This is a genomic window from Haladaptatus sp. AB643 (genome assembly GCF_024136975.1).
Taxonomy (GTDB): domain Archaea; phylum Halobacteriota; class Halobacteria; order Halobacteriales; family Haladaptataceae; genus Haladaptatus.
Genome location: NZ_JAMYJW010000008.1, coordinates 154478 through 170742, shown reverse-complemented (window position 1 = coordinate 170742; position 16265 = coordinate 154478). Strand labels below are relative to the sequence as shown.

The following is a 16265-nucleotide window of genomic DNA, read 5'->3' as shown; positions in this document are numbered from 1 at the left end:
CGATTCAGTCCCCGAGCACTTCGTCTATCTCCCTAACTGAGTCGATTACGTGGTCAGGCTGGATCTCCGATCCGGCGAGCACGTCCGGCGACGTCACGCCCGAGCGGACGAGCACCGTCGTCGCCCCGATTTCCTCGCCGAGGGCGATGTCCGTGTCCAGTCTGTCCCCGACGACGAGGCAGTCCTCCGCCGAAACGTCGAGATGGGACAACGCGGCCCGCCCCGCGTCCGGCGACGGTTTGCCGAGGACGTGGTCCGGTTCCCTGCCCGCGACGCCCGCGATGGCGTTGATGATGGCTCCCGATCCCGGGACGAGTCGCTCGTGAACTGGAATCGTCACGTCCGGATCGGTACCGACGAACGGGACGTCACCTTCGAGCGCCCAGAGCGCGGCGGTGAGGTCGTCGTAGTCGAATTCGCGGTCGATGGAGGCGACGACGAGTTCGGCGTCGTCAGGGTCCTCACACACCACGAACCCGCGTTCTTCGAGCAGTTCGGAGAGATACCCCTCGCCGACGACGAGGGCGTCGTGTCCCTCGTACTCGGCTTCGAGGAATTCGGCCGTGACGAGCGCCGACGTGAGCACGTTGGCGTCGTCGATGGCGATGTCGGCGGCGGCAAGCCGTGAGACGTAGTGTTCCGGCGGTTGCGTCGGATTGTTCGAGAAGAACAGGAGGTTCGTTCCCAGGTTTCGAAGCGTTCGAACGGCCTCGGCCGCACCGGGGACGCCGTTGTTTCCCCTGACGAGCGTCCCGTCCACGTCGAGAATCGCGCCACGATAGCGGGTCATTTGATGGGACAACGGACCGGGGGATGTTGAGTCGTCCGGTGAGATGGCGGCCGAATCCGTCAATCAACGAGACGAAACCATCCCGATAGACGGCAGAATAAAGGCACCTGACTGACAGTCTTAGGACAATGGTTTCGCGACCGCGACGCGTTCCGTTCACCGTGTTTCCCGAAGTGTCACGGCAGCGACGACGGGCGTTTCTCTATCTCGCTTCGTTTGCCGGGGTCATCGTGCTGTACACCGTCGCGTACATGTGGGGGATGGAGACGTACGAAGGGGTACATCGAACCGCGCTGGAGGCGTTCGGTATCGTCATCGAGACGTTCACGACCACGGGGTTCGGCGTCGATGCTTCGAAATGGACGACGCCGCAGATGCACCTGCTCATGGTGGCGATGCAGATCTCCGGGGTACTGCTCATCTTCATGGCGCTCCCGGTGTTCGTCGCGCCGTGGGTACAGGAAGCACTGCGCGTGAGTCCTCCAACGGCCATCGACGACGTGGAGGACCACGTGGTCGTCTGTGGTTATTCGCCGCGCGCCGAGACGCTCATCGACGAGTTTCAGTCGTGGGACAGGGAGTTCGTCGTCGTCGTCCGCGACCGGGACGAGGCGCTCGACCTGTACGAGGCGAACATCTCGGTCGTCCACGGCGACCCGGAGTCAGCCGACGCGCTCCGAAACGTCCACGTCGAGGACGCCTACGCCGTCGTCGCCGACGCGACCGACGAACAGAACGCGAGTATCGCGCTCGCGGTCCGTGAGGTATCCGAGACGGTTCGGGTCATCAGCCTCGTGGAGAACCCGGATTTGGCGAACTACCTCCGCTACGCCGGGGCGGATCAGGTGTTCTCGCCGCGTCACCTGCTCGGCCACAGTCTCGCCGAAAAGGTCACGGCGTCGGTGACGGCGGACCTCGGCGAAACCGTCACCATCGGGGAGGATTTCGAAATCCTGGAGCTATCGATCCAGGCCGGGTCGGAAATCGCGGGCAGGAAGCTCGCGAAAAGCGGCGTTCGGGAACGAACCGGCGCGAGCATCATCGGCCTGTGGCGACGTGGGGAGTTCCAGAGTTCTCCCTCGCCGACGACCGAACTGGACGAGAGCACGATTCTGCTCGCCGCCGGGCGGGAGCAGCAACTCGAACGGCTGAAGGAGATGACCATCTCGGACGGCCGCGGTCCCATCCGCGGGTCGATAATCGTCGCCGGTTACGGGGAGGTCGGTTCGACGGTCGGAGAAGCGATGCAGGAGAAGTCGATGCGGACGACGGTCGTGGACAAGGCGGACAAATCCGGCGTGGACGTGCTCGGCGACGTTCGGAACGAAGACGTACTCCTCGAGGCGGGAATCGAGTACGCCAACGCGATCATCTTCGCGCTCGCGGACGACACGACGACGATTTTCGCCACGCTCATCGCCCGGGAACTCGCACCCGGGGTCGAAATCGTCGCCCGCGCGAACGAGACGGACAACATCGGAAAGCTGTACAGCGCGGGCGCGGACTACGTCCTCGCCCTCGAAACGGTGAGCGGCCGAATGCTCGCCTCGACGATCCTCGAAGGCGAGGAGATCATCTCCCCCGACAAGCAGATCGAAATCCTGCGGACGACCGCACCACGGCTGGCGGGCCAAACCCTTCGGGACGCCGCCGTGAGAACGCGAACGGGGTGTACCGTCATCGCGATCGAGCGCGACGGCGAGGTCATCACCGACCTCGGGTCGGATTTCGTCATTCGCGCGGACGACCAACTCATCATCGCCGGTACCGACGAGGACACGAACGAGTTCGCCGAGATCGCACAGTGAGTTCGGACCGGATCAGAACCGCCGGACGGTGGCGACCATCCAGACGATGAGGATCAGCGCGCCGACGGTCTCCGGAATCGCCAAGCCCGACCCGATCCGGATTCCGACCGCCCACAGAATCCACGACGTGATATGGATGACGGCGAGCCAAACGCTTCCCAGTCCCAACGTCCGTTCGTCGGTCACGATTCGCCCGGACCCGAGGAAGAAGAGGGCGTAGGTGAGTCCGGCGTAGAAAGTGATTGCCATGGGAAAGTGCAGGTTCGTCCCCTCGGGGAAGATACCGACGAGACCCATTCCGACAAACGAAACGAGGAGGACGACCGTTCCGACCGCATCGAACCGGTTTTCACGCCGCGCCCAAAGTCCCCGGACGAACGGGAGCGCGAGTATCGCGCCGACGATGAGTCCACCGTTGAACAGCCACGCCGTCGATTCCCCCGCCGCACCGAGGTCCGAAAGCGCGTCAAGCGTCCACGAGAACCGTGGCGAGATAAGAGCCGCGAGCAAGATCGCGCCGAAGGTGACGAGGGGGGCGGCAAGCCCACTCAGTTCGGGAATCGTTCGGGTTCGATTCATACACGATCGTCCGAACGGAATGCGATAAATCGTTCGTCTCACACGACGTGCGCGGCGACCCACCACGTCACGAACGCCTCGATGAACGCCGCGACGATGAAGACGGGGAGCAGTCCGAGCACGACGTAGTAGGCCCTGACGAGTTCGTCCGAGAACGCCTCGACCGACGTTCGGCCCCGAACGTACGACCACGAGACGCCGCCGAGATGGAGACCGAGCGCGCCCGCGACCGACAGGCCGGGGATTTCGATGACGCCGTGCGGGAGGATGAGGGCGAGCGCGAGGGTCGGGTTCGGGAGCAAGCCGACAACCGCGCCGACGACTGCGCCGTTGAACAGGACCGTGACGAGGGTCGGAACGCCGAATCCGATCCCGGCGAAAGCCGCCGAGATGGCGACCAACCAGTTGTTCGCGGCGATTTTGACGAACACGTCCACCGGAATCGTGCCGAAGACGTTGCTGGTCAGGTCGGGACGCACGCTCCGGAGCGTGAACGGTTGCGCCGCGAACCACCCGCCGACGCCGCCGAGCGCGAACAACCCGAGCGTGGCGAGAAACAGGAGCGGTTTCCGTGCGAGAAACGACCTGAGTTCGTGAAGCCCGCGGCCTAACGCGCCGCGAAGCGACCCACGACCCGTCGAAAGCGTCGGTTCCGCATCGAGATACACCGCCGTCTTCAACATGCTCAGCACGGGTAACAAAAAGAAAAGCAGGATGATACCCGAGACGCGACTGATGCCGACGAGTCCGAACCCGGCCGTCAGGAAGGCAAACACGCCGAACAACCCGACGGCGACGATGATGTACGCCGCGGTGCGCGCCACGTTGTGCCGGACGAACCCGCCGCTTCGACGGATTCCGGTCCAGATACCGACGTCGTCGATGACGATGGCCTGCGGGACGAACATGAACAGCAGGTAGACCACGAGGCAGACGACGAGAAATACGAGGGAGAGGACGAGGCCTCCGAGGAGGGTTACCACAGTCGGATCCCCCTGTGCGAGGACCGCGAGAACCACGAAGACGAGGAAAGCGACTCCGAAGGCGACGAAAACGACGATGAACGCCGCCAATCTGGCGAGCGAAAGCAGGAGGAACCTCGTCGCGTCCTCGCCCGCTCCGACGACACCGGCCGGGACGGGTCGCTCGTTTCGCAGGGCGGCCGTCACCGCGTGGACTTGGGCCGCACCCACGATGGCACGAGCGACGAACACGGCGACCAATGCCAGCAACATGGACACGACGAGAATGAGGACGACATCGGGTGTGAGCAGGCCGTGGAGTGCGTCCGCCAATCGATTTGCCCCCTCGGGATTCGTTCCGGCTTCCGCCAGGTCCGTATGTCTGAGCGCGGTGACCACGGCGTCGAGACGCCCCGTACCGGCGAGAAGCAGGTAACACAGCACCAACCCGAGGATCGGAAACGTCTGGGCGATCAAGTTGATGCTCGACCCGGCGAGAAAGAACGGGAGGACGGTCGCCGGGCGGTCGAGGAGGATCGACCGGGCCGACGAGCTAGCGTCGCGGAGTTTCATATATCCCCACATCTCATTCGAATTAAATATGTTTGGCGGTGGTCGGTCCCCCCGGGGCGAAACCCGAACGGACGAACTGGCGGCGTTCGTCCGTTTTCCCTGACAGGGTTTTGCCGATCGTAACGTCGTTTTTCCGAAAGTAGTCCGAACCTACAGCGTTTCGAGCGAGAAATTGGCGAGGCGAAGCGTCCCGTATTCGATCGATCGGCGACCGAACGCGGCGGCACAGGAGGACGGCACCACCGACGACGACGGTGAGGGTGACGACGGTTACACCGGCGGCGCACGGCCGGGGGATGGGACGTCCACACGGACGTATTATCCGATTAGTCAGCTCGGTACTTCGATTCACACCGTCCCTGTCGGGTGGTTATCGGGCGTATAATAAAGATAGATGAGGTATCATATGAATTTGATGAGCACCTTTGGAATCAACTGGCGGCGGGCGGGACACGAAGCGAGCCAGGCGGACGGCGAAACCAAGCACGCTGACGAGGAGGAGACGTCCCGTCGATCCTATTCGATCCGTGCCCTGCTTCCGGGTCCGTACGTTCGCTATCCGAAAGAGTAAGTGGAATTACCGCTCCCATGCCAGTCGAGCACCGTCGCCGCCCACGTGTAGCCGGTTCCGGCCGCGAGGAAGCAAACGACGTCCCCCGCCTCCAGTAGGCCGTTTTCGACCCCCACGTCGAGCGCGAGTATCTGATCCACGCTTTGGACGTGTCCGAACTCGTCCAGATAGTAGTTTTCCGCGTCGAGCGTCGAACAGAGGTAGTCGTGGAACGACCGTTTCATGTGTGTGAGCGCGACGAAATCCAATTCGTTCCGCTCGTATCCCGACCGCGTGAGCGCGGTGTCGGCCACGGAGAGGAAGTTGTCGAGACTCACGTCGGCCAACCGCTCCTTCATGCCGTCCGGGTCGGGAACGTCCAAGGTGTGAAGTCCCGCCTGCACCGTCACCTCGCTCGGCGGGTTGCGCGACCCACCCGCGGGCATGACGACGTCCTCGGAAAAACTGCCGTCCGTGACGGCGGCGCTCTCACGAACCGTGGCGAGCGGGTCCTCCGGCGATGCTTCGAGCACCATCGCACACGCGCCGCTGCCGAAGTTGAACATGAACGAGGAGTCCTCGTTCCCGTAGTCCACGAGGTCCTCCTCCCGACTCGCGGAGACGAGCAGGATTCGTTCGACGTGGTCCGCGACGAGCATCGACTTCGCCTGGCGGAGCGCGATGGGCGCACCGGCACAGAGCGCGTAACTCTCGCTGGCGAACGCCCCCTCGGCACCGATTCGCTCCGCGACGTTCGCGGCGGCGCTCCAGACGACGAAGTCCTTGAACTCGCTGCCGTGGTACAGCACCGCGTCGAGTTCCGACGCCTCGATCCCGGCACGGTCGAGTGCCCGTTCCGCGGCGTTCACGCACATGTCCGTCGCGTGGTCGCCGTCGGGCGGACAGACGTGTTTTTCACACACACCCATCTTCTCGACGACGACGTCCTGGGGGATGCCGCTCTGGCGAGCGATTTCCTCGCCCGTCACGGTGTCCTCGGGAACGTCGATTCCGTAGCCAGTGAGACCGATTATCGTATCCATTATCGTATATATCTCCGAATTCGCGCAGGGAGTCGTTTCCCGACGGGACCGCCGAGGCGGTCACGCAGGGTGCCGAGCAGTCCGTTGGGAACGAACAAGACGAACAGGACGAACAGCGCGCCGACGTACAGGTCGGCGTGACCGTTCAGGAACGTCTCGATGGCTCCCTGAACCGTTAGTCCGTTGTAAATCGTCGTTCCCATCACTCCCGCGCCGAGATGGTCTCTCAGGTAGGGTAGGAGTCCGACGCCCTGGGCTTCCTTCGACAGGAACTCGCGGACCGACTCGTCGAACAACTGCCCGTAGAGCGGTCCGGCGAGCGTTCCGAACCCGCCGATGATGGAGGCCAGCAACGCGTCGCCGGCCACGAGGAAGTTAAACGTCCCGTCGGGCGAGACGGTTCGCTGATAGCCCGCCAGCAGACCGCCCGCGATAGCGGCAAAGAAGGCGCTGATGGCGAACGCGCCGAGTTTGTAGTGGAAGGTGTTGTACCCCACCGCGATTGCTCGCTCCTCGTTTTCGCGGATGGCGATCATCACTTTTCCGAAAGGAGAGTGGATGATTCGCTGCATGGCGAAGTAGCAGACGAGCACGACCAACCCGACCATGTAGTAAGACACCCCGGTCTGGTCGAGGTGAACGAACCCCAGCGAGACGGTGTCGCCCGTCAGCGCCCCAATAGCGAGATTCAGCGAATCGATACCCGGAACACCGATGTTGAGTCCGGCCGGACCGTTGACGAGAATTCCGTCGTGCGGGTTCGGCCCGACGTAATCCCATCCGCTGACGAAGACGTACAGCACTTGCGCGAAGCCGAGGGTAATCATGGCGAAGTAGACGCCCGTCAGGCGGAACGAAACCGAACCGATTGCCAGTGCGAGGACGACGGCGAGGAGTCCGGCCACCACGAGCGAAATCATGAACGGCGTGTTCGCCGGGAGGAACGGAACCTTGTCGTTGGCGGTGAGGATGACGAAGTACGCGCCGGTGCCGTAGAACGCGGCGTGGCCGAACGACAGGTAGCCCGTGTAACCGCTGATGAAGTCGAACGACATGGCGAACAGGCCGAAGTAGAACACCGGAATCATCGTCTCGACCTGCGGAAGGAGGGTCATCGCCTCCGTTCCGACTGGCGAGTTTTTCAACGCCGTATAGATGGCGGGGTAGGCCATGAGCACGAGGATGACGGCGAGGTGAACCATGTGGTCACGGGTGTACTCCGCGACCCACGAGTTCTCGGTTCCCTTCGAAACGGTTTGTCCGTCGGTCCCGGTTTCGGTGCTAATGGCCCCCCACCTCCTCGACGCCGAACAGGCCCTGTGGCCGCAAGATGAGCACGACCACGAGGATGAGGAAGATGGTCATCTCCGGCAGTCCGGCGAAACTGATGGCGTTATCGAACCACCACGTCGTGATGGCATCGACCATGCCGACGAGAAGCGCCGCGACGACGGTGCCGCGGAACGTCCCGAGGCCGCCGACGATGACGACGACGAACGCCGGAAGCAACGCCTGCGAAGCGACCGGAACGCTCGCACCCCACTTCGGGTCCCACATCAACAGGACGCCAGCGATGCCGGCCAGTCCAGTGCCGAGCGCGAAGATGACGGTGAACACCCGGCGAACGTCGATGCCGAGCGCTTCGGTCATCTCCGCGTCTTCGCTCCCCGCTCGGATGACGAGTCCGTAGCGGGTCCGGGTCAGGAAGGCCCAGATTCCGGCGACCGTGAGGACGCCGAACGCGATTTCGAAGAGAGCGAGGCCGTTCACCGAAGTCCCGGCGAAGCCGACCTGCGTGGTCAGGAAGCCGGGTTTCGTCGCGAAAGCGTCCTGCCACGCGGTTTGGGGTTGCATACCGTAGAACTGGACGACGATGCTGACGAGTTCGTTCAACACCAGCGTCAGCCCGAACGTCAGCAGAATTTGATACACCGGCGGTCTGTCGTACAGTTTGCGGATGAGACCGACTTCGACTGTCGTCCCCAACCCTGCCAGCAAGCCGAACGTGACGACGACGGCGACGAAGAACGCACCCATCTGGGTGAGCGAACTGCTCCCCGCCGAAACCAGCACGACCATTATCACCCCGCCGAGGTACGCGCCGAGCATCGTCAGCGACCCGTGGGCGAAGTTCAACACGCCCATCAGGCCGAAGATGAGGGTCAGACCGCTCGCAATCATCACGTACAGCGCGGCCTTGGCGAGACCCTGAACGAACACCGACACGAGCGTCGATGGGTCGAGGAAGTCGCCCAGTGCGCTGCCGAAGTTGGCAAGCGGAACGAGCGAAGCGAGCGGAGCGAGTATTTGGAAAATCATGCGGAGAGATACCTCCTGAATCGCTCGTCGTCCATCGAGACGTCGTTCGCGTCACCCGATTCGACGACGCGTCCGTTATCGAGGACGTAGAACCGGTCCGCGAGGTCGAGCGCCAGCGGGAGGTTCTGTTCGACCAGCAGTATCGTGGTGTCGGTCGCCGCCTCGGCCAACGCCTCGGCGACGGCCTCCACGATGAGCGGGGCGAGTCCCTCGCTCGGTTCGTCCACCAGCAAAATTTCGTTGTCGCCGACGAGTCCGCGAGCGAGGGCCAACATCTGTTGTTGGCCGCCGCTGAGATTTCCGGCCTCGCGGTCGCGGTGCTCTTCGAGGGCGGGGAACGTCTCGAACGCCACGGCGAGCGCGTCGTTCACGTCGTTCCCTTTCGGCACCGCGACGCGGACGTTCTCCTCGACCGTGAGTTGGGTGAAGATGCGCCGTTCCTCCGGAATCCAACCGATTCCCATCTCGGCGACTTCGTGGGTACTCTTGCCGACGAGTTCGGTCCCGCGGAACCGAATGCTTCCTTTCCGTGGGGGGGTCAACTGAAGGATGGTGCGGAGCGTCGTCGTCTTGCCGACGCCGTTTCTACCGACGAGGGCGACGACTTCGCCTTCCTCGATGTCCATCGAAACGCCCTCCAGCACGTGACTTTCACCGTAGTAGGTGTGAGCGTCTTCGACCGAAAGCAGACTCACGCGATACCCTCCTCGGCCTCGTAGCCGCCGAGATACGCCTTCTGCACTCGTTCGTCGTCGCGCACCGATTCGGGAGGTGCGTCGGCGATGACCGAGCCTTGATTCAACACGACGATGCGGTCGCTGACTCGCATCACGATGTCCATGTTGTGTTCGACCAAGAGGACGGCGTGGTCTTCCGCCACGTCCTCGATGAGGTCGATGATCGTCCCGACGCTTTCCGAGGAGACGCCCGCGTTCGGTTCGTCAAGCAGGAGCACGTCGGGGTCGCCCGCGAGCGCGACGGCGACTTCCAACTGACGGGTCTGCCCGTGGCTCAGGTTTTGCGCCGTCGTGTCCGCGAACTCCGCGAGTTCGACGCGTTCCAGAATCCGGTGGGCTTGCTCCGTATGTTCCGGAAACGCGCGCACGTTCCGCCACGCGTTGGCCGACCCGTTTCCGTGGGCCTGGACCGCCACGCGAACGTTTTCGAGGACGGAACTCGTCGGGAAGACGTTCGTTATCTGGTAGGAACGATGCAGTCCCAACCGGGCCGTCTCGTGCGGCGGCGTATCGGTGATATCCCGCCACGACCCGTTCGTTCGAAACTCGATACTGCCCTCGCTCGGCGTGAGGACGCCCGTCAACAGGTTGAAAAACGTCGTCTTTCCGGCACCGTTCGGGCCGATGAGCGAACAGAGTTCGTCCTCTTCGAGCGAAAAATCCACGTCATCGACGGCGACGAGGCCGCCGAATCGCCGCGTCACCCCCGTGGTTCGGAGCATGTTAGAGCGAGCAGGACATGCTGCTCGCGTCCTTCGGGATGGTCGCTTCCTCGCCGTCGATGGTAGCGAGCGGCTTCCCGGGCATGACGGCGGCGTCCCAGCTATCAGCCCACTCGTCCGTCGTCGGAACGGGATTGGCGACGGTCATCGAGGAGCGGGCTTGGTTGTTGTACTTCTGGAAGACGTAGCCGCCCTCACCCTTCGGCGTGTCCTTCACGGTCATGCCGCGCATGGCTTCCGCGATGTCGGTTCCCTTCGTGGACCCGCTCTCGCGGACGCCTTGCACGATGGCCGACGCCGCGGTGAACGTTCCTGAGGTGAACAGGTCGGGGACGACGCCGTAGGCTTTGGTGTACGAATCGACGAACTTGGAGTTGATCTCGTTGTCGTACTGGTTCCAGTGGTAGCGGGTCGTGAACGGCCCGAGCTTCGCCTTTTCGATCTTCTCCTTCGTCAGCGGCTTGCCGAGGACTTTCTGCATCGTCTGGCCGACGACCTGATTCGTGATCTGGGTCGCAAAGCCACCGAAAACGCGGTAATCGTAGTCGCCGGAGAGGTACTCGGTGAAGAGGTTCGGCAGCGTGGCGACGGTGAACCCGCCGACGATTCCCTGTGCGCCCGCCTTTTGCGCGTTGTCGAGCAGGCCCTTCCACTCGGAGTGACCCTGTGGAACGAACTTCTTGCCGACGATTTTCACGCCCTCGTCCTTCAGGACCTGTTCGTAGTTGTTCACGACGGCCTTGCCGAAACTGTAGTCCGCGCCGAACAGGTACACCTTCTTCACGTCCGTCTGCGTCGCGACGTACTTCCCGCCGCTCCGGGCGTCCATCGCGGTGTTCTCGCTCGCGCGGAAGACGAGGTTGTTGCACGTCTCGCCGTTCGAGGTGATGTCGGCGGACGCCGCGGGACCGGCGATGTACGGGACGCCAGCCGTTTTCGCCACCGTCTTGATGACTGTCGTCGCCGAGGACGACGACGCACAGCCGAACAGCATGTCCACGTCCTGGTCCTTGACGAGGTTCGTCGCCAACTTCTGTGCCGTCGCCTGTTTGAACTTCGAGTCACGGACGTACAGTTCGAAGTCCACGTCGCCGACTGAGACGGTTGTCTTCCCGGTCTTGACGCCGGTCTTCGGCTTCGCGTCGGCTTTGTACGCCAGTCCGGACAGGAAACCCCACAGGCTCTGTTGTCCGTAGTACTTCAGGCTCCCTGAAATCGGTTGGAGTACACCGACCTTGACCGTTCCCGATACGTCCTTCATCGTCGTTTTACCTCCCGTTCCAGCATCGTTACCATCTTTCGAGTCGCTCGTTGTATCGTTGTTGTCATCGTTTCCGTTTCCAGTACACCCTGCCAGTCCAGCGATGCCGACCGCACCCGCCGACGTGAGGACGTTGCGCCGTGTCAGTCTCCGGTTCGTCATACCATCTATACCGGGTGCGAGAAGTGGCAAATACTGCTGGGTTAACATGTGAACTGACTGGCGCATGGGAGTGGCAAACGGCACCAATCACTGAATTCCGCAATCACTGAGATAGAGGATAGAGGTCTCGTGGGCAAGCAGCCATCCCGAGTGAACAAGCGTGATATATGCAAATAAACTCGAATTTAATTACACAATTAGACAGCCAAAAAACTGATTCGAGTGGGTGGAATACAATATTTCGTCGGGGCATCACTCCATGATTGTGGTTGAATCGGTTAGCTCCCTCCCGACAACCGTGAGAAGCGCTCATGTGCACCCAATGGCTCCTCACGGTCTTTCGATACTGACGCTCGTTAGGGGAGTTTACAGATTCAGAAGTAGAGATAAATTGTTAGCATTTGCAACCAATTTGCTCACGGTCCGCTCACCCTAACGAACAGTTGTCGAAGGGAAAGCGCATAGACATCCTCTCTCTTCGACGATCCCCGCTTGACAAACATCGTGACTGTGAGGGAATTTTCCGCCCTGCATTTTGTTTTAGACGCGACATCTGTACTCGGTTGTGTTTGCCGATAACGAACCGACAACCACACACGATCGTGTCGAGGCGGCAGGGACCCGACGGTAAACGATGACGATAGTAGTTGTCTGAGACAGTAGTGTGTTGAACCGAGATTGCTCGGTAGAGCGTCTCCACTAGGCCTTCAGATCATCTATATCGGTATCGACACGTGAGAGATGGAGTTGAGTTGATCTTCTGTCTGACCGGCGATACGGCGGTTCACATATCAACCCGGAGCTTTTCGTCGTTGCCTCACGCGTTCGTAGATATGGCAGACGACGCGGTAACGCCGCCCGAGTTCGACCCCGACGAAGTACTGTACGTCGAAGACGACCGTTTCAGGCCCGAAAACGTCGCCATCGTCACGGGCGCGGCCTCCGGCATCGGACGCGCGGCGGCGTTCGCGCTGGCGGCGAACGGCCTCACCGTGGTCGGCACAGACGTGGACGAGGACGGACTGAGCGAGACCACCGACCGGGCCGAGGAGTACGGCGTCGCGGAAAACGTCGAGACCGTCGCCGCCGACCTCAGCGACGAGGACGAGATCGACCGCATCGTCTCGCACGCGGCGGACGCGGGCGCGGTGAAATATCTCGTCAACGTCGCCGGACTCCAGCACATCGACCCCATCGACGAGTTCCCGGCCGAGCAGTTCGACCTGCTCCACGACGTGATGGTTCGCGCCCCGTTCCTGTTGGCGAAAGCCTGCCTTCCCCACATGCGCGACAGCGACGACGGAACCGGCTGTATCGGCAACATGGCCTCGGTTCACGGCCACTACGTCACCTCGGACAAGGTCGCGTACAACGTCTCCAAGTTCGGTCTCCGCGGTCTCACCCAATCCATCGCGGCGGAGGGTGACGGCAACGTTCGCGCCTTCTCGATCAGTACCGCTTACGTGAAGACGCCGCTCGTGACGGATCAAATCCCGGACACCGCCGAACAACGCGGGATTTCGGTGGACGAGGTGGTCGAAGACGTGATGCTCGGCCAATCCCGGACGAAGGAGATGATGACGCCACAGGAGGTGGCGAACCTGTTCGTCTTCGGGTTCTCGAAGCACGCGAGTCATCTGAACGGCGGCGACCTGCTGTTCGACGGCGGCATGACGCTGACCTACGACTGAGTCCCGACACGCGGTTTCGATGTGACGGGACGAAAATAATGCCAAAACGAGAGACCACATCGAACTGCCGACGTGGTCATTCGGCGGGCAATTCCCCAGTGTTACCCTTCGATCATCCCCACAGCCAATCCGTGAACCACACGGCGAGGCCGAGGAGGACTGATGCGATGCCGATCGGTTGGAACGGCGGAATGATCAGCATGACTACACCGGCGGCGATCAGGAGGATTGCCAACTCCTCTTCCGCGTACTCTTCCGTGAACCGGACGAACAACGATCTGTTGTCCTCTTGTTCGGTTGATACGTTCTGTTCGGTTTCTTCGGTTGCCATATCTTTCCCCCGCATACGCAGAGGGGACGACCCTATTTCCCTCCCCCGTCAGTTCACGAAATCAGATCGTATCTGAGGGAGTCATTTCCACGTTATATTCCCATGGGAATGTCCGATTTAATACGCGAACATCGTATTTTTCGATTCGAAGGGATCGGTCGGGTGATGGAAGCCGTTTCGATGGACCATATCCCCCGAGCGGCGGCGACGTATTCGACATTTCATCGGTACGTTCCCATTTGTGTCCGTTTCCCGTCCGTTGGCACGATCTAAGCGACCATTGAACCGACTCCCACGACGACACACACGTTCGAACGATCGTCCGTCGGTCGTTCCGACGCGGTCGCCAGGAGTACTCCGGAACACACCCAACCTCCAATAGCTCCCCGTTCAAATAATTACCCGTGAGGACAGCAATGTACACGGAAATGGAGGAATCACTTATCGATCGTCAAAAGGACGGACGGATCACATGGTAGACGAACCGGACCCACAGGTGCAGGACGTCCTCTCGCTGCTGGGTCAATCCACGGCCGCCCGGTTACAGGGTCGCGGCCTCACGGTTTCGGCCGCCCGCTCGATGATGGAGGAGCGGCCGACCCTCGCCCAACCGGAATCGGTCGGGCAGATCGAGGAGTTCGAGATCGAAGGCCCGGACGAGCCGATTCCGGTTCGACTGTATCAACCCGACGGTGATGGCGATAACCGACCACTGGTGGTGTACTACCACGGTGGCGGGTTCGTGCTGGGCGACTTGGACGGCGTGGACCCCATCTGTCGCCGACTCGTGAACGAAGCCGACTGCGTCGTCCTGTCCGTTGATTACCGACTCGCGCCGGAACACCCCTTCCCGGCCGGGTTCGAGGACGCCTACGCCGCCGCCGCGTGGGCGAGCGAACAGGCCGCCGTCCTCGGCGTCGATTCCGACAAAATCGCCGTCGCTGGCGACAGTGCAGGTGGGAACTTCGCGGCCGCCGTCGCGCTGGCCGCTCGGGACCGCGGCGGCCCCGACCTCGCCCACCAACTGCTCATCTATCCGGTCGTCCGCTCGCCGGTCCAACCGGCACCGGATTCCATCGAGGAGAACGCCACGGGCTACCTGCTCGAAGCCGACGCGATGGAGTGGTTCGATGAACAGTACCACACCCGACCGTCCGACGCGCGAAACGAGTACGCGTACCCTCTGCTGGCACGCGACCTCAGCGGTCTCGCACCGGCGACCGTCGTGACTGCCGGTTTCGATCCACTCCGCGACGAGGGAATCGCCTATGCCGACCGACTCGCGGAGGACGGCGTGCCGGTCGAGCACCGCAACTACGAGGCGATGATCCACGGCTTTGCGAGCATGGTCGGCGCCGTGGACCGGACCGACGAATTTCTGGCTTACGCTGGCGCACGGTTACGGGACGCGTTCGAGGAATAAGATCAGTCGAGCAGTTCCAGCGCGTCCACGACGCGCTGGATCATCTTTCGTTGGCCGCGTCGCAGGTTCTTCGAGACGGCCGGTTTCGAGACGCCGAACTCGTCGGCCAGCGTGCCGAGCGTCGCGGAGCGCGGACTCTGGAAGTAGCCGTCCCGAACCGCGTGTTCCAGCGTCTCGCGCTCGACGTCCGAGAGGTCACGACAACCGTCGATGAGCGTCATCGCGGCCCCGGCGTTCTGTACGAGGTTCTGGAGGTCGGGGAGGTCGGGCGTCTCGCGTGACACCACGTCGAACTCGTTCTTCCATTCGAGTTCCGAGAGCGCGCCGTTGGCCACGTCCTCGTGGTCGAAGCCGACGTGCCACAACTCGTGGCCGTCCTCGATGTAGAACGGGCCGGTGATGTAGCCGTCGTGGTTTCTGATCGCTTCCATCGCCTCCGTCTGTCCGATGACGGTACGGATGTGCGCGACGTTGTCCCGCTTCGACAGCAGCGAACAGCCGTGCATGTTGTCGTGTTCGCGGAGCGCCTGCAACCCGTGTTCGAGTTCGTTCCTGTCCTCCCCCTCCACGACCAGTCGCGTCTCCAACTCCTCCGCCGAGCGGTCGAAATCCCAGTGGACGGAGGAGTACGTCACCCCGTAGTCGTCCGAGGTGTCGATGAACGGGCAGTCGTACTGCTCCATGTCCATCGTGAGGTCTATCATTATCGTTGACTCTGTTACCGCGAACCATACGTAAGACGAGTTAAAATAGTTTTCTTATCTGTTGAAGGGAGATGATTACTGACAGTCGATTTCCGAGCGAGGTAATCGAGGGCGGTCAGGGAGTCGTACCGACGTCAAAACGAAACTAGGAATTATTTTTCGGCGCTTTCCATTCGTCTCGGCGGAGATAGACGGTCATGAGTCCGAACGCCAGGCCACCTAGACCACCAATGAACAACTGGTAAGACCCCTGTTTGTCGAAGACGAGCGTCCCGATGGCCGCCCAGATGACAGCCCAAATCACGACCATGACCGGAACGAAAATCCACGGGTTTTGGAGGTTGAATTCCACCATACCCGATATTTGTTTCACACAATCAAATAAATGTTGGAAGATGGGGGTGTGCACCGAATCGTTCACCCTTGAAGCCCGTTCCCCACCGAAATTCTGCAGGAACGGAAACTTCGGCGGCGCTCCAGAAAAGCCGAAAGCTCTCACGCGGATCAACTACGTCGATATCCGTCGTCTTATCCATCGTTCGAGGATGAAGACTAGGGAGAGAAGGAACCCCGTCTGGGCACCCGAAACCACCTGATCGACCGGGTCACC

General features: G+C 61.8%; 17 protein-coding genes. 5 read left to right on the top strand and 12 right to left on the bottom strand.

From position 1 onward, the window contains the following. Nucleotides 1–4: 4 nt before the first annotated feature. Nucleotides 5–790, bottom strand: a complete 786-nt coding sequence (locus NKF25_RS16415; RefSeq protein WP_253227735.1) for an HAD-IIA family hydrolase — start codon at nucleotides 788–790, stop codon at nucleotides 5–7. A gap of 128 nt (nucleotides 791–918) precedes the next feature. Between NKF25_RS16415 and NKF25_RS16410 the strand changes: the two genes are divergently transcribed. After that, nucleotides 919–2598 carry an NAD-binding protein gene (locus NKF25_RS16410; RefSeq protein ID WP_253227734.1) on the top strand — a complete coding sequence of 560 codons (1680 nt, stop codon included), beginning with the start codon at nucleotides 919–921 and terminating at the stop codon, nucleotides 2596–2598. Between the two features lie 12 nt (nucleotides 2599–2610). Here NKF25_RS16410 and NKF25_RS16405 read toward each other — a convergent pair whose 3' ends face one another. Both NKF25_RS16405 and NKF25_RS16400 read right to left on the bottom strand, forming a co-directional pair. Then, nucleotides 2611–3177 carry a DUF998 domain-containing protein gene (locus NKF25_RS16405; RefSeq protein WP_253227733.1) on the bottom strand — a complete coding sequence of 189 codons (567 nt, stop codon included), beginning with the start codon at nucleotides 3175–3177 and terminating at the stop codon, nucleotides 2611–2613. Nucleotides 3178–3215: 38 nt separating this feature from the next. After that, nucleotides 3216–4712 carry a stage II sporulation protein M gene (locus tag NKF25_RS16400; RefSeq protein ID WP_253227732.1) on the bottom strand — a complete coding sequence of 499 codons (1497 nt, stop codon included), beginning with the start codon at nucleotides 4710–4712 and terminating at the stop codon, nucleotides 3216–3218. 172 nt (nucleotides 4713–4884) lie between these two features. Here NKF25_RS16400 and NKF25_RS16395 point away from each other — a divergent pair, with 172 nt between their 5' ends. Both NKF25_RS16395 and NKF25_RS16390 read left to right on the top strand, forming a co-directional pair. Next, nucleotides 4885–5097 (top strand): hypothetical protein, encoded by a 213-nt coding sequence (locus tag NKF25_RS16395; RefSeq protein WP_253227731.1) that lies wholly within the window; start codon nucleotides 4885–4887, stop codon nucleotides 5095–5097. Nucleotides 5098–5127: 30 nt separating this feature from the next. Then, nucleotides 5128–5283: a hypothetical protein gene (locus tag NKF25_RS16390; RefSeq protein ID WP_253227730.1), complete on the top strand. Its 156-nt coding sequence runs from the start codon at nucleotides 5128–5130 to the stop codon at nucleotides 5281–5283. Here NKF25_RS16390 and NKF25_RS16385 read toward each other — a convergent pair. The 6 genes from NKF25_RS16385 to NKF25_RS16360 form a co-directional block, all read right to left on the bottom strand. After that, on the bottom strand, nucleotides 5268–6305 hold the full coding sequence (locus tag NKF25_RS16385) for a 3-oxoacyl-ACP synthase (protein ID WP_253227729.1): 1038 nt from the start codon (nucleotides 6303–6305) through the stop codon (nucleotides 5268–5270). The genes NKF25_RS16390 and NKF25_RS16385 overlap by 16 nt on opposite strands. After that, complete coding sequence (locus tag NKF25_RS16380; RefSeq protein WP_253227792.1) at nucleotides 6305–7477, bottom strand: branched-chain amino acid ABC transporter permease; 1173 nt, start codon at nucleotides 7475–7477, stop codon at nucleotides 6305–6307. The genes NKF25_RS16385 and NKF25_RS16380 overlap by 1 nt, the downstream gene beginning before the upstream one ends. Before the next feature lie 109 nt (nucleotides 7478–7586). Then, entirely contained in the window at nucleotides 7587–8624 is a 1038-nt protein-coding gene (locus NKF25_RS16375) for a branched-chain amino acid ABC transporter permease (protein WP_253227728.1), read from the bottom strand. After that, nucleotides 8621–9319, bottom strand: a complete 699-nt coding sequence (locus tag NKF25_RS16370; protein WP_253227727.1) for an ATP-binding cassette domain-containing protein — start codon at nucleotides 9317–9319, stop codon at nucleotides 8621–8623. Before NKF25_RS16370 ends, NKF25_RS16375 begins: the two co-directional genes overlap by 4 nt. Continuing rightward, on the bottom strand, nucleotides 9316–10083 hold the full coding sequence (locus tag NKF25_RS16365; protein ID WP_253227726.1) for an ABC transporter ATP-binding protein: 768 nt from the start codon (nucleotides 10081–10083) through the stop codon (nucleotides 9316–9318). The genes NKF25_RS16370 and NKF25_RS16365 overlap by 4 nt, the downstream gene beginning before the upstream one ends. A 1-nt stretch (nucleotide 10084) precedes the next feature. Further along, nucleotides 10085–11506, bottom strand: a complete 1422-nt coding sequence (locus NKF25_RS16360) for an ABC transporter substrate-binding protein (RefSeq protein WP_253227725.1) — start codon at nucleotides 11504–11506, stop codon at nucleotides 10085–10087. Between the two features lie 833 nt (nucleotides 11507–12339). Here NKF25_RS16360 and NKF25_RS16355 point away from each other — a divergent pair. After that, a complete protein-coding gene (locus tag NKF25_RS16355) occupies nucleotides 12340–13197 on the top strand; it encodes an SDR family oxidoreductase (RefSeq protein WP_253227724.1) in 858 nt (285 codons plus the stop codon). 112 nt (nucleotides 13198–13309) lie between these two features. On the opposite strand, the gene NKF25_RS16350 is transcribed toward NKF25_RS16355, so the two are convergent. After that, nucleotides 13310–13528, bottom strand: coding sequence for a hypothetical protein (locus NKF25_RS16350; RefSeq protein WP_066148865.1), 219 nt, complete (start codon nucleotides 13526–13528; stop codon nucleotides 13310–13312). A gap of 472 nt (nucleotides 13529–14000) precedes the next feature. Between NKF25_RS16350 and NKF25_RS16345 the strand changes: the two genes are divergently transcribed. Further along, nucleotides 14001–14951, top strand: a complete 951-nt coding sequence (locus NKF25_RS16345) for an alpha/beta hydrolase (protein ID WP_253227723.1) — start codon at nucleotides 14001–14003, stop codon at nucleotides 14949–14951. A 2-nt stretch (nucleotides 14952–14953) separates the two neighbouring features. Here NKF25_RS16345 and NKF25_RS16340 read toward each other — a convergent pair whose 3' ends face one another. Next, on the bottom strand, nucleotides 14954–15655 hold the full coding sequence (locus tag NKF25_RS16340) for a helix-turn-helix domain-containing protein (protein ID WP_253227722.1): 702 nt from the start codon (nucleotides 15653–15655) through the stop codon (nucleotides 14954–14956). Between the two features lie 145 nt (nucleotides 15656–15800). Beyond that, complete coding sequence (locus NKF25_RS16335; protein ID WP_253227721.1) at nucleotides 15801–16010, bottom strand: hypothetical protein; 210 nt, start codon at nucleotides 16008–16010, stop codon at nucleotides 15801–15803. Nucleotides 16011–16265 lie beyond the last annotated feature (255 nt).

Bases quoted from the DNA above. Each gene is read 5' to 3' on its own strand.
- NKF25_RS16355 (WP_253227724.1), top strand. From the start codon at position 12,340: ATGGCAGACGACGCGGTAACGCCGCCCGAGTTCGACCCCGACGAAGTA.
- NKF25_RS16360 (WP_253227725.1), bottom strand. From the start codon at position 11,506: ATGACGAACCGGAGACTGACACGGCGCAACGTCCTCACGTCGGCGGGT.
- NKF25_RS16390 (WP_253227730.1), top strand. From the start codon at position 5,128: ATGAGCACCTTTGGAATCAACTGGCGGCGGGCGGGACACGAAGCGAGC.
- NKF25_RS16385 (WP_253227729.1), bottom strand. From the start codon at position 6,305: ATGGATACGATAATCGGTCTCACTGGCTACGGAATCGACGTTCCCGAG.
- NKF25_RS16380 (WP_253227792.1), bottom strand. From the start codon at position 7,477: ATGGCCTACCCCGCCATCTATACGGCGTTGAAAAACTCGCCAGTCGGA.
- NKF25_RS16350 (WP_066148865.1), bottom strand. From the start codon at position 13,528: ATGGCAACCGAAGAAACCGAACAGAACGTATCAACCGAACAAGAGGAC.
- NKF25_RS16365 (WP_253227726.1), bottom strand. From the start codon at position 10,083: ATGCTCCGAACCACGGGGGTGACGCGGCGATTCGGCGGCCTCGTCGCC.
- NKF25_RS16335 (WP_253227721.1), bottom strand. From the start codon at position 16,010: ATGGTGGAATTCAACCTCCAAAACCCGTGGATTTTCGTTCCGGTCATG.
- NKF25_RS16405 (WP_253227733.1), bottom strand. From the start codon at position 3,177: ATGAATCGAACCCGAACGATTCCCGAACTGAGTGGGCTTGCCGCCCCC.
- NKF25_RS16345 (WP_253227723.1), top strand. From the start codon at position 14,001: ATGGTAGACGAACCGGACCCACAGGTGCAGGACGTCCTCTCGCTGCTG.
- NKF25_RS16415 (WP_253227735.1), bottom strand. From the start codon at position 790: ATGACCCGCTATCGTGGCGCGATTCTCGACGTGGACGGGACGCTCGTC.
- NKF25_RS16340 (WP_253227722.1), bottom strand. From the start codon at position 15,655: ATGATAGACCTCACGATGGACATGGAGCAGTACGACTGCCCGTTCATC.
- NKF25_RS16410 (WP_253227734.1), top strand. From the start codon at position 919: ATGGTTTCGCGACCGCGACGCGTTCCGTTCACCGTGTTTCCCGAAGTG.
- NKF25_RS16400 (WP_253227732.1), bottom strand. From the start codon at position 4,712: ATGAAACTCCGCGACGCTAGCTCGTCGGCCCGGTCGATCCTCCTCGAC.
- NKF25_RS16375 (WP_253227728.1), bottom strand. From the start codon at position 8,624: ATGATTTTCCAAATACTCGCTCCGCTCGCTTCGCTCGTTCCGCTTGCC.